General features: G+C 64.7%; 20 protein-coding genes. 6 read left to right on the top strand and 14 right to left on the bottom strand.

Features of this window, described 5'->3' with window-relative positions; genetic code table 11:
• Positions 1-118 precede the first annotated feature (118 nt).
• Genes JQ635_RS08240 through glsA form a run of 3 tightly spaced genes read left to right on the top strand, consistent with a single transcriptional unit; the run spans position 119 to position 5,267 of the window.
• Positions 119-1,285 (top strand): TAXI family TRAP transporter solute-binding subunit, encoded by a 1,167-nt coding sequence (locus JQ635_RS08240; protein ID WP_211409356.1) that lies wholly within the window; start codon positions 119-121, stop codon positions 1,283-1,285.
• 37 nt (positions 1,286-1,322) lie between these two features.
• Complete coding sequence (locus JQ635_RS08235; protein WP_211409355.1) at positions 1,323-3,398, top strand: TRAP transporter permease; 2,076 nt, start codon at positions 1,323-1,325, stop codon at positions 3,396-3,398.
• A gap of 21 nt (positions 3,399-3,419) precedes the next feature.
• A complete protein-coding gene (gene glsA / locus JQ635_RS08230) occupies positions 3,420-5,267 on the top strand; it encodes a glutaminase A (RefSeq protein WP_211409354.1) in 1,848 nt (615 codons plus the stop codon).
• A 67-nt stretch (positions 5,268-5,334) separates the two neighbouring features.
• On the opposite strand, the gene JQ635_RS08225 is transcribed toward glsA, so the two are convergent.
• The 14 genes from JQ635_RS08225 to JQ635_RS08160 form a co-directional block, all read right to left on the bottom strand.
• Positions 5,335-5,637, bottom strand: coding sequence for a nucleoside triphosphate pyrophosphohydrolase family protein (locus tag JQ635_RS08225; protein ID WP_211409353.1), 303 nt, complete (start codon positions 5,635-5,637; stop codon positions 5,335-5,337).
• A gap of 26 nt (positions 5,638-5,663) precedes the next feature.
• Positions 5,664-6,191, bottom strand: a complete 528-nt coding sequence (locus JQ635_RS08220) for a carboxymuconolactone decarboxylase family protein (RefSeq protein WP_211409352.1) — start codon at positions 6,189-6,191, stop codon at positions 5,664-5,666.
• Between the two features lie 482 nt (positions 6,192-6,673).
• Positions 6,674-7,033, bottom strand: a complete 360-nt coding sequence (locus JQ635_RS08215) for a Zn-ribbon domain-containing OB-fold protein (protein ID WP_211409351.1) — start codon at positions 7,031-7,033, stop codon at positions 6,674-6,676.
• Positions 7,030-8,166, bottom strand: coding sequence for a thiolase family protein (locus tag JQ635_RS08210; protein WP_211409350.1), 1,137 nt, complete (start codon positions 8,164-8,166; stop codon positions 7,030-7,032). The genes JQ635_RS08215 and JQ635_RS08210 overlap by 4 nt, the downstream gene beginning before the upstream one ends.
• 143 nt (positions 8,167-8,309) lie before the next feature.
• The gene (locus tag JQ635_RS08205) at positions 8,310-9,509 is read right to left on the bottom strand and encodes a CaiB/BaiF CoA transferase family protein (RefSeq protein WP_211409349.1); all 1,200 of its coding nucleotides are present in this window, start codon (positions 9,507-9,509) and stop codon (positions 8,310-8,312) included.
• 125 nt (positions 9,510-9,634) lie between these two features.
• On the bottom strand, positions 9,635-9,841 hold the full coding sequence (locus JQ635_RS08200) for a hypothetical protein (RefSeq protein WP_211409348.1): 207 nt from the start codon (positions 9,839-9,841) through the stop codon (positions 9,635-9,637).
• 146 nt (positions 9,842-9,987) lie between these two features.
• On the bottom strand, positions 9,988-11,157 hold the full coding sequence (locus JQ635_RS08195; protein WP_211409347.1) for an acetyl-CoA acetyltransferase: 1,170 nt from the start codon (positions 11,155-11,157) through the stop codon (positions 9,988-9,990).
• 60 nt (positions 11,158-11,217) lie between these two features.
• A complete protein-coding gene (gene eda / locus JQ635_RS08190; RefSeq protein WP_130362361.1) occupies positions 11,218-11,868 on the bottom strand; it encodes a bifunctional 4-hydroxy-2-oxoglutarate aldolase/2-dehydro-3-deoxy-phosphogluconate aldolase in 651 nt (216 codons plus the stop codon).
• Positions 11,869-11,878: 10 nt separating this feature from the next.
• A complete protein-coding gene (locus JQ635_RS08185) occupies positions 11,879-12,859 on the bottom strand; it encodes a sugar kinase (RefSeq protein ID WP_211409346.1) in 981 nt (326 codons plus the stop codon).
• A 29-nt stretch (positions 12,860-12,888) separates the two neighbouring features.
• Positions 12,889-13,875 carry a D-erythronate dehydrogenase gene (gene denD / locus JQ635_RS08180; RefSeq protein WP_211409345.1) on the bottom strand — a complete coding sequence of 329 codons (987 nt, stop codon included), beginning with the start codon at positions 13,873-13,875 and terminating at the stop codon, positions 12,889-12,891.
• Between the two features lie 66 nt (positions 13,876-13,941).
• A complete protein-coding gene (locus tag JQ635_RS08175; RefSeq protein WP_433996417.1) occupies positions 13,942-14,787 on the bottom strand; it encodes a carbohydrate ABC transporter permease in 846 nt (281 codons plus the stop codon).
• Between the two features lie 73 nt (positions 14,788-14,860).
• Complete coding sequence (locus JQ635_RS08170; protein ID WP_211409460.1) at positions 14,861-15,778, bottom strand: carbohydrate ABC transporter permease; 918 nt, start codon at positions 15,776-15,778, stop codon at positions 14,861-14,863.
• A 100-nt stretch (positions 15,779-15,878) separates the two neighbouring features.
• Entirely contained in the window at positions 15,879-17,198 is a 1,320-nt protein-coding gene (locus tag JQ635_RS08165) for an ABC transporter substrate-binding protein (RefSeq protein ID WP_211409343.1), read from the bottom strand.
• 51 nt (positions 17,199-17,249) lie between these two features.
• Positions 17,250-18,317 (bottom strand): ABC transporter ATP-binding protein, encoded by a 1,068-nt coding sequence (locus JQ635_RS08160; protein WP_018645714.1) that lies wholly within the window; start codon positions 18,315-18,317, stop codon positions 17,250-17,252.
• A gap of 204 nt (positions 18,318-18,521) precedes the next feature.
• Here JQ635_RS08160 and JQ635_RS08155 point away from each other — a divergent pair, with 204 nt between their 5' ends.
• From JQ635_RS08155 to JQ635_RS08145, 3 genes are all read left to right on the top strand, one after another.
• Positions 18,522-19,622 (top strand): LacI family DNA-binding transcriptional regulator, encoded by a 1,101-nt coding sequence (locus JQ635_RS08155; protein WP_211409342.1) that lies wholly within the window; start codon positions 18,522-18,524, stop codon positions 19,620-19,622.
• Between the two features lie 135 nt (positions 19,623-19,757).
• The gene (locus JQ635_RS08150) at positions 19,758-21,584 is read left to right on the top strand and encodes an IlvD/Edd family dehydratase (RefSeq protein WP_211409341.1); all 1,827 of its coding nucleotides are present in this window, start codon (positions 19,758-19,760) and stop codon (positions 21,582-21,584) included.
• Between the two features lie 157 nt (positions 21,585-21,741).
• Positions 21,742-22,473, top strand: coding sequence for an SDR family oxidoreductase (locus tag JQ635_RS08145; protein ID WP_211409340.1), 732 nt, complete (start codon positions 21,742-21,744; stop codon positions 22,471-22,473).
• The last annotated feature ends 16 nt before the right edge of the window (positions 22,474-22,489 follow it).

The following is a 22,489-nucleotide window of genomic DNA, read 5'->3' as shown; positions in this document are numbered from 1 at the left end:
TGCGCGGTACGGCGTTGCCATCGCCTGATGCGGATGACATGATCCGATACAAACAAAAATCTGTTTCAAACAAAGAATGAAACTCTTCGCAGCGAAGCGAGGATCATTGGAGGGAAACATGCGTCGTGGGCTGCTCATGCTCGCGCCTGCCTTGGTGGCGGGCATTTCTTTTGCGTCTACACGCTATGCATTCGCCGAAGACATCAAGCTGCCGGCGACATTGACCTTCACCGCCTACGACACCGGCACCGCCGGCTTCAACATTGCGGTCGGCGTCGGCAAGATGATGAAGGACAAATACAGCACCGACGTGCGCGTGCTGCCCGCGGGCAACGACGTCGCCCGCCTCGCGCCGCTGCGCGCCAAGCGCGCGGCCTCCGCCGCGATGGGATCGGGGACCTATTTCGCACAGGAAGGCGTGTTCGAGTTCGGCTCGAAGGAATGGGGACCGCAGCCGCTCCAGATCCTGCTCTCGACCGTCGACTGCAATTGCGGCTCGCTCGCGGTCGCCGCCGATACCGGCGTGAAGGAGCTGAAGGACCTCAAGGGCAAGCGGGTCGGCTTCGTGGTCGGCTCGCCCGCGCTGAACCAGAACTCGCTCGCGGTGCTCGCCTTCGCAGGCCTGACGCAGAAGGACGTCAAGGCGGTCGAGTTCGCCAGCTACGGCGCGATGTGGAAAGGCCTGATCAACAACGACGTCGATGCCGCTTTCGGCACCACCATCACCGGCCCCGCCAAGGAAGCCGAGACCTCGCCGCGCGGCCTGATCTGGCCGCCGCTGCCCGCCAAGGACAAGGAGGGCTGGGCGCGGATGCAGAAGGTCGGCTCGTTCTTCTTCCCGCAAGTCGCGACGTGCGGCGCCGGCATTTCGCCTGAGAAACCGGTCGAGCTCGGCAATTACCCCTACCCCATCTTCGTTGCCTATGCCTCGCAGCCGGCCGACCAGGTCTACGCCATCACCAAGGCGATGATCGTGAACTACGACGCCTACAAGGACTCCGCACCCGGCGCCGGCGGCCTTGCCGCCGACCGCCAGACCAAGAACTGGGTGGTGCCGGTGCATCCCGGCGCGGTGAAAGCGCTCAAAGAGGCCGGGCAATGGAGCGATGCGCAGGAGGCGCACAACAACAAGCTGATCAAGCGCCAGGAGGTGCTTGGCGCAGCCTGGACCGACTACGGCAAGTCCAATCCGCCGTCGGACGACAAGGCGTTCCTAGACGGCTGGATGAAGGCCCGCGCCGCAGCGCTAGCGAAAGCCGACATGCCGAACGGGTTCGAGGAATAGTCCACCAGCTGTTACCAGCCCACGCGCGGGGTCGATGATGTCTTCTGCTTCCACCTCCACCGCCTCGCAGGACGAGGCCAAGCGGGTCGTGTTCGACGATCCGCACGGCGCGGCCGGCAACATGCAGGAGGCCGAGGTGACGCGCGTGCGCACACTTCGCGGCGCCTGGCGCTGGACGCTGATCGTCGCGACCGCGGCGACGATCCTGCTCTGCATCAACCAGCAATTCTCGCTGCGCTTCTTCATCGGCTACACCCAGCTCAACACGGAATATTTCTATCTCCTGATCGCGTTGATGCTGCCCTTCACCTTCCTGATCTTTCCGGGCACGGAGCGAGCGCCGCTCGACCGCATTCCCTGGTATGACCTCGTCTTCTTCGTTGCGACCTTCGCGGCCGCGCTGCTCTTGATGTCGAACGTGCGCAAGGCGGCGGAGGCCGGCTGGGAATTCGGCGGCGCACCGAACACCGTGATCGCCGCAGGCCTCGTGATGTGGGTGATGCTGATGGAGGCGCTGCGCCGCACCGGCGGCTGGAGCCTGCTGCTGAGCGTGCTCCCCTTCACCGTCTACCCGCTGTTTGCGGAGGCCGGCTGGCTCGGGCCGTTCCGCGGCACGCAGTCGACGCTGGAACAGGCGACCGCCTATCATGTGCTCTCGGGCGAGAGCCTGCTCGGCATTCCCATCCAGGCCTTCGCCGACACCGTGATCGGCTTCCTGGTGTTCGGCACGGCGCTGATGATGACGGGCGCCGGGAAATTCTTCATCAATCTCGCCTTCGCGCTGTGCGGCACTTTTCGCGGGGGCGCGGCAAAAGTCTGCATCTTCGCCAGCGGCCTGCTCGGCATGATGTCGGGCTCGATCATCTCCAACGTGCTCACCGCCGGCACCATGACCATTCCGGTCATGAAGAAGAGCGGGTTCCGCGCCTCCTATGCCGGCGCGATCGAGGCCTGCGCCTCGACAGGGGCGGTGCTGGCGCCGCCGGTGATGGGCGCGACCGCCTTCGTCATCGCGCAATTCCTCAATGTCAGCTACGCCGACGTCGCCGTCGCCGCGATCATTCCGGCCGCGCTCTATTACGTCGGCCTGTTCATGCAGGTCGACGCCTATGCCGCGCGCCATGGCCTCAAGGGTATCCCCCGTGCGGAGCTGCCGCGGATCATGGATACGATCAAGGACGGCTGGTACTACGTCTTCGTGATCGCGCTTCTGATCGTGATGCTGCTCTACTTCAAGCGCGAGAGCCATGCGCCGTTCTACGCCACCGCGCTGCTGCTGGTGCTCAATCAGCTCTTCTCCAAGGACACGCGCTGGACGCTCGCGACCATCGGCAAATTCCTGGAGGTCAACGGCCGCACCTTCGTCGAGCTCGTCGGCATCCTCGCCGGCTGCGGCCTCTTGATCGGCGCGTTCTCGATGACCGGCGTGGTCTCGAGCCTCGCCAACGACCTGCTGCACATCGCCGGCGACAATCCGTTCCTGCTGCTCGGCATGTGCGCGCTCACCAGCCTCATCCTCGGCCTCGGGCTGACGACAACGGCCTGCTACATCTTCCTCGCCATCCTGGTCGCACCCGCGCTGGAGAAGCTCGGACTCAACCGCATGGCCGTGCACATGTTCATCTTCTACTGGGGCATGCTGTCCTCGATCACCCCGCCGGTCGCGATTGCCTCCTTCGCGGCCGCAGGCATCGCCGGCTCGCCGGCGATGAAGACCGGATGGGAATCGATGTGGGTCGGCAGCATCATCTATTTCATCCCGTTCTTCTTCGTCCTCAATCCGGCGCTGGTGCTGCAGGGGGCTAGCCCTTATCTCGCCGGCCTCGGCCTGATGGCGCTCGCCGCATTCGGCACGATGTTCATCTGCGGCGGCATCCAGGGCTACCAGGCGTTCGTCGGCGATCTTCGCGGTACCGGCGCGCTGGAATGGCCGATCCGCGTGCTGCTGGTGATCGGCGGTTTCGTGGTGGCCACCCCTGGCGGCGGCATCATGCCGTTGTCGCAGATGCAGGTGACGCTGCTCGGGCTCGCGATCCTGCTGCCTACCGTCTTGATCGCCCTGCTGCTGGTGCGGCGGCAGTCGCCCATGCCGAACGGGTTGCGCGTGCCCTGATTGCGTTGCACAAGGGAGGCGATGAAACCGCTCTCGCCTCTCGCAACCGCCTGGACCCGTTCGAAGCCGCCTTTGCTGCGGTTCCTGGACAATTGCCTCAGCGAATTCTCGGCCGAGACGTCAGGCAATGTGGCCGACTACATTCCCGAGCTGAGCAAGGCCGATCCTGCCTATTTTGGCATCAGTCTCGCGACGCTGGATGGTCATGTCTATGAGGTCGGCGACAGCCGCGTGCCCTTCACCATCCAGTCGATGTCGAAGCCGTTCGTGTTCGCGCTGGCGCTGGATCTTCTGGGCGCAAGCAAGGTAGAGAGTGCGATCGGCGTCGAGCCCTCGGGCGATCCCTTCAACTCGATCCGGCTCAATTCCGACAACCATCCGTTCAACCCGATGGTCAACGCCGGTGCGATCGCCTGCACCGGGCTGATCTACGACAGCAAGGGCCCCGAGGCTTTTGAGCAGATCCGGCTTGCGCTCAGCCGCTTTGCAGGGCGCGACCTCGCCGTGGACGAGGCCGTCTACACCTCCGAGAGCCAGACCGGCGACCGCAACCGCGCCATCGGCTATCTGCTCAAGACCAACGCGGTGATCTCCGACAACGTCGCCGGCGTGCTCGACGTCTATTTCCGGCAATGCGCGGTGCTGGTCACCGCGCGCGACATCGCGGTCATGGCGGCAACCCTCGCCAATCGCGGCATCAATCCGGTGACCGGCGAGCAGGTCATGAGCGCTTACGCAATCTCGCGCACGCTGTCGGTGATGACGTCGTCGGGCATGTACGACTATGCCGGCGAATGGATCTACCGGATCGGCATCCCCGCCAAAAGCGGCGTCGGCGGCGGCATCCTGGCCGCGCTCCCTGCCCGGCTCGGGCTCGGCAGCTATTCGCCAAAGCTCGACAAGCACGGCAACAGCGTGCGCGGCATCAAGGTCTGCGAGGCGCTGTCCTCGCACTACGACCTGCACATGCTCAACCGCAGCGACGACGCGCGCAACGCCGTGATCGCCGACTACGACATCGGCAAGAGCCCGTCCCGCCGCGTCCGCCGCCCGCAGGAGCGCGAGATCCTGGCCGCGCATGAGCAGGAGGTGCGGGTCATCGAGCTGGTCGGTACGCTCTCGCTCTCGGCGGTGGACTACATCTCGCGCCGGCTCGCGGGACGGCCACGACCGCAATTCGTAATCTTCGATCTCCACCGCGTCACCTCGACCACGCGCGCCGGTGCGCGGCTTGTGGCGGAAGCGTTCGAGGAGTTGGCGGCCCTCAATGTCACGGTCGTGCTGTCTGGCGTCAGGCGTGCGTCCAAGGAGTGGAACAGCTTGCGGGAATGGACCGCGGAGCTGAAGAACGTCCGCGACTTCTACCTGCTCGACACCGCGATCGAATGGGCCGAAGACCAGATCGTCTACCGCTATGGCGGCTCGATCGATTTCCACGAAGCCACCGAGCTCGCCGAACAGCCGCTGCTGGCAGGGCTGAGCGAGCAAGAGCTGACCGACCTCGCCTCGCTCTGCACCATCAGGACCTATCAGTCCGGTGCAAAAATCCTCACCACCGGCGATCCTGCCGACGCCCTGTTCTTCCTGCGCAGCGGCGCCGTGCATGTCGCGCTGCCCGATGGCGTCAGGCTGGCAACGCTCACCGCAGGCATGGCGTTCGGCGAGATGGCGCTGCTGGAGCAGACGCGCTCGGCCGACGTCTTCGCCGACATGGCGGCGACGGCGTTCGAAGCACCGCTGAAGGATTTCGAGCGCTTCCGCGAGCAGCACCCGCGCGCCAGCGAGTGCATCATGCGCAACCTCGCCCGGCTGCTGGCCGACCGCCTGATCGTCGCCAACGCCAAGGTGGATATTCTGACGTCGACGTGAGCAGCGGAGGCTCTTCACCTGTCCCCAACGGGGAGAGGTGATCCGGGCCTCCAGCTCACAGCTTACTTCAGCGGCTCGCGGCTTCGCTCAGCCGCCGCTTGATCTTCGCTGCGCTCGCTTCGAGCAGCTCGGACGGCTTCTGGCCGGTCGCCGCACAAAGGCAGGCCCAGTAGTAGATGACATCGCCGAGCTCGTCGACGAGACCCGCCTGGTCGAGCCAATTGTCGCGCAGCAGCTTCTTGATGTGGTCGGCGACCTCGCCGGATTCACCGGCGAGGCCGAGGCCAAGATAGGACAGCCGCTCGTTGGACGGATGCTCGTCGACTTTCGCAATGCTCGCCGCCCAGACCGCATATTCATCGATCGTCATGAGCATCCCTCGCCGCTTGTGTCGGATCAGCCCACCACTTCGGTGACCGGCTGGAGATCGATCTCGAACGTCTCCAAAAACCTTGACGTCATGATGTAGAAGCCGACCGAGAGCTGCAATTCGACCAGTGCTGCCGGCGTCAGTTTTGATGCGATCGCCTTGAAGGTCGCATCCGTCGGCTTGTTCAGCTTCACGATCTCGTCGGTGAAGGCGAGCGCCGCGCGCTGCACCTCGTTGAAACAGGTCGCGGCCTGCCAGTTCTCGAGCGCCTCGTTCTGCTCGTCGGTGACGCCGACATTCTTGCCGATGCGCTTGTGCGCGACGATCTCGTACGGAGCCTGGCACAGGATACCGGTGCGCGTGATCGCAAGCTCGCGCACGACCGGATCGAGCTCGCCCTTGTGCCTGATGGCGCCGCCAAGACGGCAGTACTGCTCAAAGTAGCTCGGCGAGTGCGCCATCATCCGGAAGATGTTGGCGTGGCGGTTCTTGTCGAGGATTTCGCGGGTGCGGTCGGATGCCTTGGACGGATCGCTGTACTGAATGCGGGCCATGATTTTCCTGAAGTTTTCCCTGATCTTTTGATGCTTTTTGTCGCCATCGGCGAGAGTTCCCTGAAACTGTAATTGCGAGCGGACGCAGGAGCAACATCATCGAGTCAAAATGCCGCCGCATTGCTGATCGACCCTGACACAGTCGATATTCGCCGCGTGGGGACAAATCGCGGCGGATACTCGCAAGGGGTGTTCCGAGTAAAAACAATTGGCCGTCGTGCGCGCTCGCCGCGCCACGATGAGTCACGCCCAAGTCTAGGGAGAAAACGGCATGAAGGAAGCCACCAAGGGGGCGGCCTCGGGAGCGCTCGCGCATATGCTGGCGGTGACGGCGATGCTCGTCATCGCCAGCATCTTGTTCTACGGGCGTTGAGTAAAGCGTTTTGAGTGTTTTCGTCATTCCGGGGTGGCCCTCGCACAGGCCAGGCCCAGAATCCCGTTCCAGGCTCGGTCTTCGGACCGCCCCCGAATGACGGATCCTACTATTTGCTCTTGGCAAAGTACGGCACGAGCTTTCCGGCGAACGGCTTGAAGCTCGCGACGACCGAATCGCCGATGGCGAGTCCGTTGTCACCATGCGCCATCATGCGAAAGCCTTCGGCACAATCGACCAGCAGGATGTTGTAGGGCACGTGCGCGCGCGTCTCGGGCGTTGCGGCGCGGCCGACCAGCGAGGTCGCGTACACCCTGCCCTTGCCGCTTGCGCGCTGCTCGCGCGGATCGGACGCCCCGCAGGCCGCGCAGAAGGCGCGATGGAAATACTGGACATGACCGCATGAGGTGCAGGTCTGATAGGTGATGACCTCTTCGCCCTTGGTCCAGTCCGCTAGACGCTTGCTCATCGCACCCGCTCCAGAAACATGCTGACATGGGACGACAGCACGCCGCCATCACCGTGCAGCAGTGCAATCGACGCGTCGCGCACCTGGCGATTCGCCGCCCGCCCCGTCATCTGCAGATGCGCCTCGACCAGATGCGCCATCGCGCCGCCGACACCGCAATGGCCGTAGCTGAGCAGGCCGCCATGGGTGTTCAGCGGCATCGCGCCGTCGCGGCCGAAATGGCCGGCGCGGACGCGGGCCGCCGCCTCGCCACGGCCGGCAAGGCCGAGGTCTTCCAGCAGCATGGCGAGCGTGATCGTAAAACTGTCGTAGATCGCGGCGTAGCGCACATCGGAGATCGCCAGGCTAGTTGCCTCCTTGGCGCGCGCGATGGAGATCTCCGCACCGAGCTCGCTGAGCGCGGGCGCAGCGGTGACATGCTGATGGGTGTGGGCCTGGGCGCAGCCGCGGATGCGGACGCCGACGTCTCCGGTTCGCTCGCGGCTGATGACGAACGCCGCGCCGCCGTCGGACACCGGGCAGCAGTCGAGGAGCTTCAACGGCATCGCCACCGGCTTCGAGGCCATGACGTCGGCAACCGTGATGGGATCGTGGAATTGCGCACCGGGATGGGTGCAGGCGTGGCTGCGCATCAGCACCGCGAACTCGGCGAGATCTTCTTCGCTTACGCCGTATTCGTGCATGTACCTGTTGGCAACGAGGCCGTAATAGGCCGGGATGGTCGGGCCCAGCGGCACCTCGTAGTCGGGATGGCCAACCTGCGCCAGCGCCTGGATCGAGGCGTCGCGGCTCTGTCCGGTGAGGCGGTTCTCGCCGGCAACGACGAGAACGTTGCGCGCGACACCGGCTTCGACGAGATGATGGGCGAGCATCGTCATCGCGAGGCCCGTGGCGCCGCCGACCTGCACGGCATGAGCGTAGGATGGGCGTATGCCAAAATGCTCGGCGAAGACGGTGGCGAGCATGATGTGCGGGGAGACGGTGGAGTAGCCGCAGAGGATGCCGTCGATCTCGGCACGCTTCAGCCCGGCATCGTCGAGCGCGGCTTGCGCGGCCTTGCTCATCAGGTCGAGCGAGGACGAGCCCTCGTGCTTGCCGAAAGGTGTGAGGCCGACGCCCGTGATGAAGCTCATCGTCTCTCCTCCTCGTCATTCCGGGGCGGCCCGAAGGGCCGAGCCCGGAATCCATCGCGCGGCGTGTGCGGAGGAAAAATGGATTCCGGGCTCGCGACTTCGTCGCGCCCCGGAATGACGGATGAGAGAGCCATCACCATCCCCTACTCCGGCGCCGAACGCGTGACGCCGTCACGGATCATGGCGGCGATCTCGTCCTGGGAGTAACCGATCTCGCGCAAAATCTCCGCACCGTGCTCGTTGAGCCGCGGCGCGAGCCGCACCGGTTCGGCTTCGGTCTCCGACCAGGTCGCGGTCACCTTCATGCTGCGGATCGGGCCTTCGGTCGGATGAGTCACCACCGGAAAAAATCCCGTCGCCTCCAGATGCTCGTCATGCAGGATCGAGGCGAGATCGTGCATCGGCATCACGGGCACGTCGGCCTTGGTGAGCAGTTCGATCCATTCCGCCGTCGTACGCGTCTCGAAGATGCGCGCGAGCTCGGCATAGACGACATCGATATTGGCAGCACGTCCGGCGAAAGTTGCGAATTTGGGATCGGCGCGCAGATCGTCGCGGCCCGTGGCGTTGAAAAAATTCTCCCACTGCTTGTCGTTGTAGACGATGACGCTGAGATAGCCGTCCGAGGTTTTGTACGGCCGGCGGTCGCGCGAAAGGTGGCGGGCATAGCCGCCCTTGTCGAGCGGCGGCTCATAAGTGAGCCCGCCCATGTGGTCGCCCATGACGAAGCCGGCCATGGTCTCGAACATCGGGATGTCCAGACGCTGGCCGCGGCCGGTGCGGTCGCGATGCACGAGGCTGGCGCAGATCGCGCCGACCGCGGTGAGGCCGACGATGCGGTCGACCAGCGCGTTCGGCACGTAGCGCGGCACGCCGTCGCCGGTCTGCGCCATCAGCGCCGGCAACGCGGTGGCGCCCTGGATCAGATCGTCATAAGCGGGCTTTGCGGCATAGGGACCATCCTGGCCGAAGCCGAACACGCCGGCATAGACGAGGCGCGGGTTGATGCCGGAGACGACGTCGTAGCCGAGCTGCAGCCGCGCCATCGCCTGCGGACGAACGTTGTAGACCAGCACGTCGGCGTCCTTCAGCAAACGCAGCACGGCTTCACGCCCCGCAGGCTTCTTCAGGTCGAGGCAGATCGAGCGCTTGCTGCGGTTGGTGTTGAGGAACACCGGGCCCATGCCGGCATGGCGCATCGGGCCGATCAGGCGGGTGACGTCGCCGTCTAGCGATTCCACCTTGATGACGTCGGCACCGTAGTCGCCGAGCATCTGGGTCGCATAGGGCCCCATCAGCACGGTGGTCATATCAATGACCTTGATGCCCTTCAGCGGCCCCATCGTTCGCTCCCGATTGCGCGGGCCTGGAAGCGGCCCGGCGATTTCGGTCCAGCTAAAGACAGGGACGCCGCGCGCGCAAGGGCGGCCGGGGTATGGCCGCATGCGCCGCGCGGCGATTTCGGCGGCTATTTCTTCTGGCGGGATTCCCGGATCTTCAAGAGCCGCTCGAGCTCGTCATTCTGCTGGTTGATCCGATCGGCGATACGCGACTCGTTCTGCTCGCCGGAGGCGGCGGCGGCCTGCTCGATGAGCTGGCGGATATTGTCCTCAAGGATCGCGATGCGGTCGTTGAGGGCTTCGAGAGAAAGTGAATCTTCGTAGTCAGTGCTCATGATGCATTCCCTGCAAACTAATCAGAGCATTAAGGGGGCCACGCGGGCCTACCATGATCTAACGCAAAGAACTCAATGCGAGGGGTGGGTTGCGCCGTGCGAACTGCGCTTTGCGCAGTCGCGGGGCCAACCCACCCGACGCAAGCCTACTTCAACGGCTCCAGGACGGAGACGTAGTTGGCGACGGCCGCGCCGCCCATGTTGAAGATGCCGCCGAGCTTGGCGTTCTTGAGCTGCATGCCCTCGGGCGCCTGGCCGGCCAGCTGCATCGCGGTCATCACATGCATGGAGACGCCGGTGGCGCCGATCGGATGGCCCTTGGCCTTCAGGCCGCCGGACGGATTGACCGGCAGCTTGCCGTCCTTCAGCGTCCAGCCTTCCTTGATGGCGCGGGCGCCCTGCCCCCTCGGCGTCAGGCCCATCGCTTCATACTCGATCAGCTCGGCGACGGTGAAGCAGTCATGGGTCTCGACGAAGGAGAGATCGGACAGGGTTACGCCCGCCTTCTCCAGCGCACGCTGCCAGGCGACGGTGCAGCCCTCGAACTGCAGGATGTCGCGCTTGGACATCGGCAGGAAATCCTGGGCATGCGCGGTGGCGCGGAAGCCGATCGACTTGCTCATGCCCTTGGCGGTCTCGGCGTCGGCCAGCACCAGGGCGGCTGCGCCGTCGGAGACCAGCGAGCAGTCGGTGCGCTTCAGGGGGCCGGCGACGTAAGGGTTCTTCTCGCTCTCGGCGCGGCAGAAGTCGAAGCCAAAGTCCTTGCGCATCTGGGCGAAGGGATTGGCGACGCCGTTCTTGTGGTTCTTGGCCGCGATCAGTGCCAGCGCATCGGACTGGTCGCCGTATTTCTGGAAATAGGAGCTGGCGATCTTGCCGAACACGCCGGCGAAGCCGCCGACGGTGTCGCCGTCCTCAGGCAGGTAAGACGCCTTGAGCAGGTTCTTGCCGATCTCCGGACCCGGCGTACGGGTCATCTGCTCGACGCCGACGACCAGCACGATCTTGGCAGCGCCTGCGGCAATCGCGCGCAGGCCCTGGTGCACCGCGGCAGAGCCGGTGGCGCAGGCGTTCTCGACGCGGGTCGCCGGCTTGAAGCGCAGCTTCGGGTCGGCCTGGAGCACTAGCGAGGCGGTAAAATCCTGCGGCGAGAAGCCGGCGTTGAAATGGCCGAGCACGATCTCGTCGACGTCGGAGGCCGAAATGCCGGCATCGGCCATCGCCTCATTGGCGACGCGGGTGACAAGGCTTTCGACGGTTTCGGTGTCGAACTTGCCGAACGGCGTATGCGCCCATCCGACGATGCTGGCGGTCATGGTCTCTTCTCCCTGGGGTCTTTCACCTGAGCTAAGTCTTAGCGCAGGGATGGCAAGACTTCACGCAGGTTTAAGGGCCTGGAGGGTGCGCTGGCAGATGGCAGTTATGCCGGCCCAGTTCCCGGCCCTGATCTCCGCCGTCGGGCACAGCCAGGAACCGCCGACCGCGACCACGTTGGGTTCGGCCAGCCAGGTCGCCGCATTGGCCTCGCCGACCCCGCCCGTGGGACAGAACCGCACGTTCGGGAACGGGCCGCCGAGCGCCCGCAGGCCCTTGATGCCGCCGGCCTGCTCGGCCGGGAAGAACTTTGCGACGTCGAAGCCGTGGGACAGCGCCAGCATCAGCTCGGAGGCCGTGGCAATGCCCGGCGCGAATGGCAGGGAGCTGTGGGCTGCGGCCTTCAGGAGATCGGGGGTCAGGCCCGGGCTGATGCCGAACGCGACGCCGAGCTTCTCGACACGGGTGAAGTCGGCCGGGTTGAGGATCGTGCCGATGCCGACGACCGCCTCGGGCACCTCGGCCATCATCGCCCGCGCCGCCTCGATCGCAACGGGGGTGCGCAGGGTCACCTCCAGCGTGCGGACGCCGCCGGCGACCAGCGCGCGCGCCAGCGGCACCGCATCCTGGATACGCTCGATGGTGAGGACGGGAATGACGGTCGCGGCCTTGAACAGCGCGACGAGGTGGTTCTGTTGGGCAGAGGTGGTCATGGGTCTCGATTCATTTGGTGGCTTGGCGAGAGGCCGCCGGCCGATGCCGCTTCTTCGGCGGCATGGCATAGCCCGGAATGATGGCGCCGGGATAGCAGATCACGAGGCTGGCGAGGCGATGGCCGGCCTGGGCCGCCTCGACCGGCTCTGCGCCGGCGAGCCGGGCCGCGATATAGGCTGCGGCAAAACTGTCGCCGGCGGCGGTGGTGTCGACCACGGGTTTGGTCATGGGCTCGGCGCGGACCTCGTGGGTCCCGCCGGGAAAGCGCAACAGGCTGACGGGCTCGGCGAGCCGGAACACCAGCTCGGGCGTCGGAATGCGCGCCATCAGTTGCTCGTGGCTTTCGCCGGGCCAGAGCGCGAGCAGGTCCTCGGTCGAGGTCAGCACGATGTCGGCGGCCGCGAACGCTCCGGCAAAGACCTCGCGGGCGACGTCGCGATCCGGCCAGCCGCGCGCCCGGAAATTGGTGTCGAACACGAAACGCGTGCCGAGCAGGCGCGCGCGCTGGATCGCCGCGAACAGGCGATCGCGCCCGGCCTGATCGTAGATCGAGAGCGTGATCGCGGAGAGATAGACGATGTCGTAGCTCATCAGCGAGTTGAGCAGCTCGTCGGTCTCCGGCAGGCTCATCAGCTGGCGCGCCGCCGCGCTGTCGCGCCAGTGGAAGAACTGGCGCTCGCCCTTGGCATCCGTCTGGATCATGTAGAGGCCGGGCAGCTTGCCCGGCAAGCGCACGACGCGCCGCGTGCCGACGCTCTCCGCGCTCCAGGCCGTGATCATCTCATCGCTGAGCGCATCGTCGCCGAGCGCGGTGAGATAGTCGACCTTGACCTCGAGCCGCGCGAGATACACGGCCGTGTTGAGGGTGTCACCGCCGAAGCCGCGCGAGTAGAGACCACCGCCCTGCCCGGCAGACTGCCCAGAGGAATGTCCCCCCTGGGCCTGCCGGAGCTCGACCATGCATTCGCCGATGCAAGCAACGCTCGCCATCGTCATATCCACGCTGTTCATCGGTTAGGTCAGGCGACGAAGTTGCCGCCGAGCTCGTCTTCGATGTGAATGCGGATGATATCGTCGAACGTCCTCTCGGCGGTGGTGAAGCCGAGCTCGCGCGAGCGCTTTGCGTCGAAATTGCGCGGCCAGCCGCCGACGATGCCGACGATGAAGGGATCGGGCTCGCGCTTGATGCGGGCTGCGACCTTTTCGCCGGCAACGCGTTTCAACGCGGCGATCTGCTCGCCGACGGTGGCCGACAGGCCGGGCATGGTGAGGTTGCGGCGCGGGCCGACGGTGGCGAGGTCCATGGTGCCGGCGTGGAGCAGGAAGCCGACCGCCGAGCGCGGCGTGGCGTGCCAGTGGCGGACATCCTCGGAGACCGGGAGCACCGCTTCCTTGCCGGCCAGCGGCTCACGCAGGATGTTGGAGAAGAAGCCCGATGCCGCCTTGTTGGGCAGGCCGGGCCGGATGCAGATGGTCGGCAGGCGGATGCCGATGCCGTCGAGGAAGCCGCGGCGGGAATAGTCCGCGAGCAAGAGTTCGCCGATCGCCTTCTGGGTGCCGTAGCTGAGCAGCGGGGTGTGGAAGAACTCGTCGCCGATCGCCTCCGGGAACGGCGCGCCGAACACCGCGATCGAGGACGTGAACACCACGCGCGGCTTGTAGCCGCCGCCGACGAGCCTGATCGCGTCGAGCAGCATCCGCGTGCCATCGAGATTGATGCGGTAGCCCTTGTCGAAATCGAGCTCGGCCTCGCCCGAGACGATGGCGGCGAGATGGAAGATCGCGTGCGGGCGGCCGGCGATCAGCTTCTCGGCTGCGCCGGGCACGGCGAAATCGCCCGAGACGGTCTCGACGGGGAAACCGGCCTTCTCCGGCTTCTTCGGCTCGACCACGTCGTGCATGGTCAGCTTGGTGATGTCGCTCTTGCCGAGCCGGCCGTCGCGCAGCAGCCGTTCACAGAATTTACGGCCGACCATGCCGGCGGCGCCGAGAACCAGAATGTGCAAGAGCTTAACTCCTTCTTATTGGACGGAACGCGCCGCTCCTGACGCGCCCTCAGGCAAGCCCCGCGATCATTCCTTCACGGCGCCGGTCATCGCCGACACATAATGCTCCACGAAGAAGGCGTAAAGGATGACGAGGGGCAGCGAGCCGGCCAGCGCGCCCGCCATCAGCGAGCCCCAGCGGTAGATGTCGCCGTCCACGAACTCGTTGACGATCGCCACCGGCACCGTCTTGTTGCTGGTCGATTGCAGGAATGTCAGGGCGTAGATGAACTCGTTCCAGCACAGGGTGAAGCAGAAGATGAAGGCCGAGATCAGGCCGGGGATCGCGAGCGGCAACACGATCTTGATCAGGATCTGCCAGCGGCTCGCCCCGTCGATCAGGGCGCATTCCTCGAGCTCGAACGGGATGGTCTTGAAATAGCCCATCAGCAGCCAGGTCGAGAACGGGATCAGGATGGTCGGATAGGTCAGGATCAGCGCCAGCGGCGAATCGAACAGGCCGTACTGGAACACGACGGTGGCGAGCGGGATGAACAGGATCGACGGCGGCACCAGATAGGCGAGGAAGATCAGGCCGCCGACCAGATGGGCCCCCTTGTAGCGCAACCGCACGATGGCATAGGCGGCCAGCACGCTCGCGAAGATCGAGAGCACTGTCGCGCAGACGGCCACGTACATCGTATTCCAGAGCCAGTGCGGGTAGTAGCTCTCGAACAATAGCTTGTGGAAGTGCTTGAACGTCGGACTCCAGGTCCAGAACGGATTGTACCTGTCGAGATCGAGCAGCTGTTCGTCCGGCTTCACCGACGTCAGCGCCATCCAGTAGAACGGGAACAGCAGGATGACGACGATGATCGCGAGCGGCAGATACAGCGTCACGATCCGGCGCGGCACCGACTGCAGATAGCTCATGCCCTCGCTGTGATCGGCCGTAGGCCCCGAGCCCGACAGCACATTCTTGAGATCGATGGATCTGGTGGGCAGGTCAGTCATTGCTCTCTCCCTGCTGCCACTTGCGACGCTGCAGGCCGAACCAGGACACCATGATCGCAGCGAGCAGGAACGGAATCATGGCGCTGGAGATCGCGGCGCCCTCGCCCAGCTGCCCGGCGATGATCGCGCGCTGGTACGACAGGGTCGCCATCAGATGGGTGGCGTTGACCGGTCCGCCGCGGGTCATGGCCCAGATCAGCTGGAAGTCGGTGAAGGTGAAGAGCACCGAGAACGTCATGACGACGGCGATGATCGGCGTCAGCAGCGGATAGGTGATGTGCCGGAAATTCTGCCAGCGGGTGGCGCCGTCGAGCGTTGCCGCCTCATAGAGCGACGGCGACACCGTCTGCAGGCCTGCCAGCAGCGTGATCGCCACGAACGGCACGCCACGCCAGATATTGGCGAAGATCACGCAAATGCGGGCCCAGGTGGTATCGCCGAGGAAGTTGATGTTCTGGCTGATCAGACCGAGATGCTTCAGCGACCAGGAGATGATGGAGAATTGCGAATCGAAGATCCACCAGAACGCCAGCGCAGAGAGCACCGTCGGCACGATGAAGGGGATGAGGACCATCGCGCGCAGCATCGCCTTGAACGGCATATTCTCGTTCAGCAGCAGTGCGAGATAGAGCCCGATCGCAAATTTGAGAGCGCTGGCGACGAAGGTGTACAGGAGCGTGTTGAACACCGACAGCCAGAAGATGGAATCGTCCCACAGCCACTCATAGTTCTCAGTGGCGACGAAGTGCCCGACCCTGCCGATACGGGTGTCCGTGAAGGACAGCCAGATGCCGAGCCCCAGCGGATAGGCCAGGAAGAAGATCAGGAACGCCATGGCCGGCACCATGAACCAGAAGCCGAGCCAGTTGCGATTGTGTTTGAGCTGGTTCCAGGCGCTCGCCTCGCTCATCTGAGGCTTGGCCCGGGGAATTGCGACTTCAGCCATGCCCGATATCCCTGATCGAAATGTTGACGAGTGGGCGGCCGGATGGCCGCCCACTCCGTGACCGTTAGCGATAGATGCGCTTCAGCTGGCGTTCGGCTTCCGCCATCGCCCCCTTCGCATCCTTGGCGCCGGTGCAGTAGTTGGCAAACATGTCGACGACGATGAAGTCGGCGATCGCGGTCGCCGCCTTCTCACCGACCGTGCCGATGCCGGACGCCGGCAGGGTGCGCTTGGAGGCCTGCGAGAACACGGTATTCTTGGGATCTGCCGTCCAGATCGGCGCCGACTCATAGGCGTTCAAGGTCTGCGTCAGATAGCCTTGCGCGCCGTCCAGCCACTTCTCGTAGTTTTCCTTCTCCAGCATGAAGGCGACGAAAGCCTTCGCCGCGTTCGGATATTTGGTGAAGTTGAAGGCGAGGATTGGCAGCGCGAGCTGCAGCTCGGTCGGTTTGCCGACCGGTCCGACCGGCCAGAGCGCGTGATAGGTGTCCTCGGTGAGCTCCTTCTTGGTCGCGTCGGTCTTGGCGGCCACGTAGATCGAGATGCCGTTCGCCGTGCAATAGAGCTCGCCGGCGAGGTACGCCTTGTTGTTGGAAGAGTCGTTCCAGGACGCCGTGCCCGGGATGAAGCTCTCATACAGCGCCTTGCAATATTCCAGCGCCTTCGCCGTCTCCGGCGAATTGATGATGATCTTGTCGTTCTGGTCGACGGTGTAGGCGCCGTGGCCCCACAGCACCCAGTGCAGCCACGAATTGCCGTCGCCCGAGGCATGCCCGAGCGCGAAACCGGCCGGCGTGTTGTTCGCCTTCAGGGCCTTGCACATCTCGAGGAAGCCGGGGAAGTCCTTCGGGAATTCCTTGAAGCCGGCCTTGTCGAGCGCCGACTTGCGGTAGGTCATGTAGCCGCCGTTGGTCGCAACGGGAATGCCGAGCCAGTCGTTGCCGAGCTTGCAGGTCTTGGCGGCCGCATCGGTCCAGCCGCCATACTTCTTGCCGAGATAATCGGCGACGTCGTTCATCTTCAGCACTTTGGTGGGGAAGAGCTGCGGCAGCGTGTGCAGCCCCCAGGCAAGGTCGAGCCCCGAGCCGGTGTTGGCCGCAACCGAGGCCTTCGGCTGCACGTCCTCGAACGACTCGCTGAACACGTTCATCTCGGTGCCGGTCGCGGCCTTGAACGCCGCCACCATCGCGTTGAATGCATCGTCTTCCGCCGGCACGAAGCGCTTCCACCGCATCACGGTCAGCTTGGCGCCCGGCTCGGCCTTCCACGGCGCGCTCTGTGCCCACGCCCTGGCGAAGTCGAACAGCGCCGGCCCGGTGAGCATGCCGGTCGCAGCCAGAGCCGTTCCGCCCTGAAGCAGAGTCCGGCGGGTAAAGTCTTGCATGGTGTCCTCCCTGTGATGCTTTTTGTTGTCTTATGACTTGTCGTCTTATCGCTAGGCGTTCATGCGCTTGCCCGTCGCATCGTCGAACAAATGGACCAGCGACGGATCGGGCTTCAGCCGCACCTTGTCGCCCGGATTGAACTGGTGACGCTCGCGGAAGACCGCGACCACCTGCTCGCCGCCGAGCTTGGCGAACACCTGCGTCTCCGAGCCGGTCGGCTCGACCACGATGATCTCGGCCTCGGCACCGTCGTCGGCAATGGTGAAATGCTCGGGCCGCACGCCGTAGACGGCGGGACGGCCGTCGGAGGCCGCGGGCGCAGTCTTGAGCGGCAGCTTGACGCCGTTCGGCCCCTCGAAGGTCGCTACGCCGTTGACGCGCACATGGCCCTTGAGGAAGTTCATGGCAGGCGAGCCGATGAAGCCGGCGACGAACTGGTTCTCCGGCTTGTCGTAGAGCTCGAGCGGCGTGCCCATCTGCTCGACGATGCCGTCATGCATGACGACGATCTTGTCGGCCATGGTCATGGCCTCGATCTGGTCGTGGGTGACGTAGACGGTGGTCGTCTTCAGCCGCTGGTGCAGCTCCTTGATCTCGGTGCGCATGGCGACGCGCAGCTTGGCGTCGAGGTTCGACAGGGGCTCGTCGAACAGGAAGACCTGGGGATCGCGCACGATGGCGCGGCCCATGGCGACGCGCTGGCGCTGACCGCCGGAGAGCTGGCGCGGATAGCGGTCGAGCAGCGGCGACAGCGCGAGGATCTCGGCGGCACGCTTGACGCGCTTATTGATCTCGTCGGAGCCGGCATTCCGCAGCTTCAGCGAGAAGCCCATGTTGTCGGCCACCGTCATGTGCGGATAGAGCGCGTAGTTCTGGAATACCATCGCAATGTCCCGCTCCTTGGGCTGGACATTGTTGACGACGCGGTCGCCGATCGAGATCGTGCCGGAGGTGATGTTCTCGAGGCCTGCGAGCATGCGCAGAAGCGTCGACTTGCCGCAGCCGGAGGGGCCAACCAGGACGACGAACTGGCCGTCCTCGATCGGAATCGTGACGCCGTGCAGGACTTCAAAATTGCCGAACGATTTCCGCACGTCGCGGATTTGCACAGACGACATCTAGCTCCCTCCTCCGACTCAGGCGACGCAACCCTCGCGCCGCCACCGTCTTGTTTTTCCGAACTTCGCCGAACGAAGCCCACTCTTAGCAGGCGACATTGTCAGCAGTTTGCGCGGCTTTGGCAATTTGTCTTTGGTTAGTCGTTGCTGGTAGCGCTGTCAACGATCCTTTGTTTGCGACAGTGGCTATGCTAAGAGCAGCAAATGGGTCGAAAACGCACCAAGTCAGGCAAAATCCGGCTGGCGGAAGTCGCCGAGCTTGCCGGCGTGAGCCCGATTACGGCGTCCCGTTTCTTCCGCAATCCCGAGGCGCTGTCGGTGGCCAAGCGGACGCGGGTCGAAAGCGCGGCCAAGGAGCTCGGCTACGTGCCCAACCTTGCGGCACGTGCCCTCGCCTCGCAGCGCACCGAGGTGATCGGTGTCTTGATTCCGTCACTCACCAACAACGTGTTTTCCGACGTGCTGCGCGGCATCTACGACGCCTCCGAAGGCAGCCGTTACTCGATCCAGTTGTCCAACACACGCTACAGTATTCTCCAGGAGGAGAAGCTGCTGCGCCTGTTTCTGGCACAAAAGCCGGCCGGGCTGATCGTCACCGGCATCGACCAGACCGCGGAATCGCGCGCGATGCTGGAGGCGGCCGACTGCCCGATCGTGCAGATCATGGAGATCGGGCCCAGTCCGGTCGACATGATGATCGGCTTTTCCCACTACGATGCAGCACGCGCGGCGATTGCCCACCTGTTCGCGCAAGGTCACCGCAAGATCGGCTTCGTCGGCGCGCGGATGGATCCCAGGGTGCAGCGGCGGCTGGACGGATATGTCTCCGCCATGAAGGACGCCGGCCTGTTCGAGCAGCGCCTCGTCGTGACGACCGCGACGCCGACCTCGGTCACGCTTGGCGGCGCCCTCTTCACCGATCTCCTGGCGCACCAGCCCGACCTCGACGCGGTGTTCTGCGCCAATGACGACCTCGCGCTCGGCGTGTTGTTCGAATGCCGCCGCCGCGAGATCAGCGTCCCCGAGCAGATCGCGATCGTCGGATTCAATGACCTCGAATTCATGGCCTCCGCCGTTCCCACCCTCACCAGCGTGCGCACCAACCGCTACGAGATGGGCAAGACGGCCGCCACCATGCTGATCGAGGCGATCGAGGGACGGCGCCCGGAGCAGCCGGTGCTCGACCTCGGCTTCAAGGTGATCGAGCGGCAAAGCTCGTCGTCGCGGCAGTCGGACAACAGGCCAGCCGTATCGGCCGGCGGCGCACCGAACAAAATGGTAGCGTTACCAAGCAGCCATGACTAATATCGAACTTGTGAGGAAACGACCCGCCAACGGGCAGGCAGACCATTGCTCACGCCGTTGGGCATCGCACAAGCCGACAGCCCAAGATTTACGCCGGTGACTGACGCCAGTGCGTTTGCATTGCAGGAGAAACCAATGACAAAAAAGCCTACCAATGGGCACGCGCCCGGTAACGGCACCCGCCGCCACCTTCGCTCGCAGGACTGGTTCAACAACCCGCATAATCCAGGCATGACCGCGCTCTATATGGAGCGTTACCTGAACTACGGCCTCACCCGCGCCGAGCTGCAGTCGGGCAAGCCGATCATCGGCATCGCCCAGACCGGCAACGACCTCTCCCCCTGCAACCGCCACCATATCGAGCTCGCCCACCGCGTCCGCGAAGGCATCCGCGAGGCCGGCGGCATTGCGATGGAATTCCCGACCCACCCCATTCAGGAGACCGGCAAGCGCCCGACCGCGGCGCTCGACCGCAACCTCGCCTATCTCGGCCTGGTCGAGATCCTCTACGGCTATCCGCTCGACGGCGTGGTGCTGACCACCGGCTGCGACAAGACGACGCCCGCCTGCATGATGGCGGCGGCGACCGTCAACCTGCCCGCGATCGTGCTGTCGGGCGGCCCGATGCTGAACGGCTGGCACGACGGCGAGCGCACCGGCTCCGGCACCATCGTCTGGAAGTCGCGCGAGCGGCTCGCCGCCGGTGAGATCGACTATGAGGAGTTCATGGAGATCGTGGCCTCCTCGGCGCCTTCGGTCGGCCATTGCAACACCATGGGCACGGCCTCGACCATGAACGGGCTTGCCGAAGCGCTCGGCTTCTCGCTGCCGGGCTGCGCGGCGATCCCCGCCCCCTATCGCGAGCGCGGCCAGATCGCCTACGAGACGGGAAAACGCGCCGTCGAGATGGTCTGGGAAGATCTCAAGCCCTCGGACATCCTGACCCGCAAGGCGTTCGAGAACTGCATCGTCATCAACTCGGCGATCGGCGGCTCGACCAACGCGCCGATCCACATCAACGCGCTGGCCCGCCATATCGGCGTCGAGCTGTCGATCGACGACTGGCAGAAGGTCGGCCACGACGTGCCGCTGCTGGTCAACATGCAGCCGGCCGGCTTCTATCTCGGCGAGGAATTCCACCGCGCCGGTGGCGTGCCGGCCGTGGTGCGCGAGCTGATGAAGCACAAGCGCATCCATGAGGATGCGGTCACGGTCAACGGCCGCGGCATCGGCGAGAACTGCAGGGATGCGCCCAAGCCCGACAACGACGTGATCTGGGCCTACGACAAGCCGCTGGTGAAGGATGCCGGCTTCCTGGTGCTGAAGGGCAACCTGTTCGATTCCGCGATCATGAAGACCTCAGTGATCTCCAAGGAATTCCGCGATCGCTACTTGAGCAATCCGAAAGACCTCAACGCCTTCGAAGGCCGCGCCATCGTGTTCGAGGGTCCGGAGGATTACCACGAGCGGATCGACGATGCCTCGCTGGACATCGACGAGCGCTGCGTGCTGTTCATCCGCGGTACCGGCCCGATCGGCTACCCTGGAGGAGCCGAGGTCGTGAACATGCAGCCGCCGGCGGCGCTGATCAAACGCGGCATCCTGTCCCTGCCCTGCATCGGCGACGGCCGTCAGTCCGGCACCTCGGGCTCGCCCTCGATCCTGAACGCTTCGCCGGAAGCCGCCGCCAATGGCGGGCTTGCGATCCTCAAGACCGGCGACAAGGTCCGCATCGACCTCAACAAGGGCAGCGCCAACATTTTGATCTCGGACGAGGAGCTGAAGCAGCGCCACGCCGAGCTCAAGGCCAATGGCGGCTTCAAGCACCCGCCGAACCAGACGCCGTGGCAGGAGATCTATCGCAACACCGTCGGCCAGCAATCGACCGGCGCCTGCATGGAGCTCGCCACGCGCTACCAGAACGTCGCCGGCACCTTTGGTGTGGCGCGGGATAATCACTGACAACTGTCATTCCGGGGCGCGACGAAGTCGCGAGCCCGGAATCCATTGATCCGCCGACGCTGTGGCCCGATGGATTCTCAGGTGTGCAATTGCGCACCGTAGTTCGCGCCAAGAGGCGCGCCCCGGAATGACGACAGAAAATTCACAGGAGAGAAAAATGGCAGACCGCCTCAAGGGAAAGCGGGCCGTCGTCACGGCTGCGGCAGCAGGCATCGGGCGCGCTTGCGCCATCGCATTCGCGCGTGAAGGCGCAACCGTCATTGCCACCGACATCAACGAAGCCGGCATCGCTGGCCTGACCAAGGAAGGCATTGCCGAGGTCGCCAAACTCGACGTCCGCAACACCGCCGACGTCAATGCGTTTGCCAAGCGCGTCGGCAAGATCGACATCCTGCTCAACGCGGCCGGCTTCGTGCACCATGGCACCATCCTGGAATGCTCGGAAGAGGATTTTGATTTCTCGTTCGACCTCAACGTCAAGTCGATGCACCGGACCATCAAGGCCTTCCTGCCCGACATGATTGCGGGCGGCGGCGGCAGCATCGTCAACATCTCGTCCTGCGCGGCCTTGAGGCCGCCGGCGAACCGCTACGTTTACAGCTCGTCGAAGGCGGCGGTGTCGCTGCTGTCGCGCGCGGTCGCGCTCGACTTCATCACCAAGGGCATCCGCTGCAACTCGATCTGCCCCGGCACCGTCGAGACACCTTCGATGCTCGACCGCGCCGCCGCGCAAGGCCCCCAGGGCAAGGAGATGTTCATCTCCCGCCAGAAGATGGGTCGGCTCGGCACCGCCGAGGAGATCGCCAACATGGCGATCTATCTCGGCAGCGACGAGAGCGCCTTCACCACCGGCGTCGACCTCGTCGTCGACGGCGGTTACATGCTCTGACGCCAGAGGCACCGGC

It is taken from the genome of Bradyrhizobium iriomotense (genome assembly GCF_018130765.1).
Classification (GTDB): domain Bacteria; phylum Pseudomonadota; class Alphaproteobacteria; order Rhizobiales; family Xanthobacteraceae; genus Bradyrhizobium; species Bradyrhizobium iriomotense_A.
Note: the sequence above shows the minus strand (reverse complement) of the source record. Positions and strands in the feature narration are given on the sequence as shown.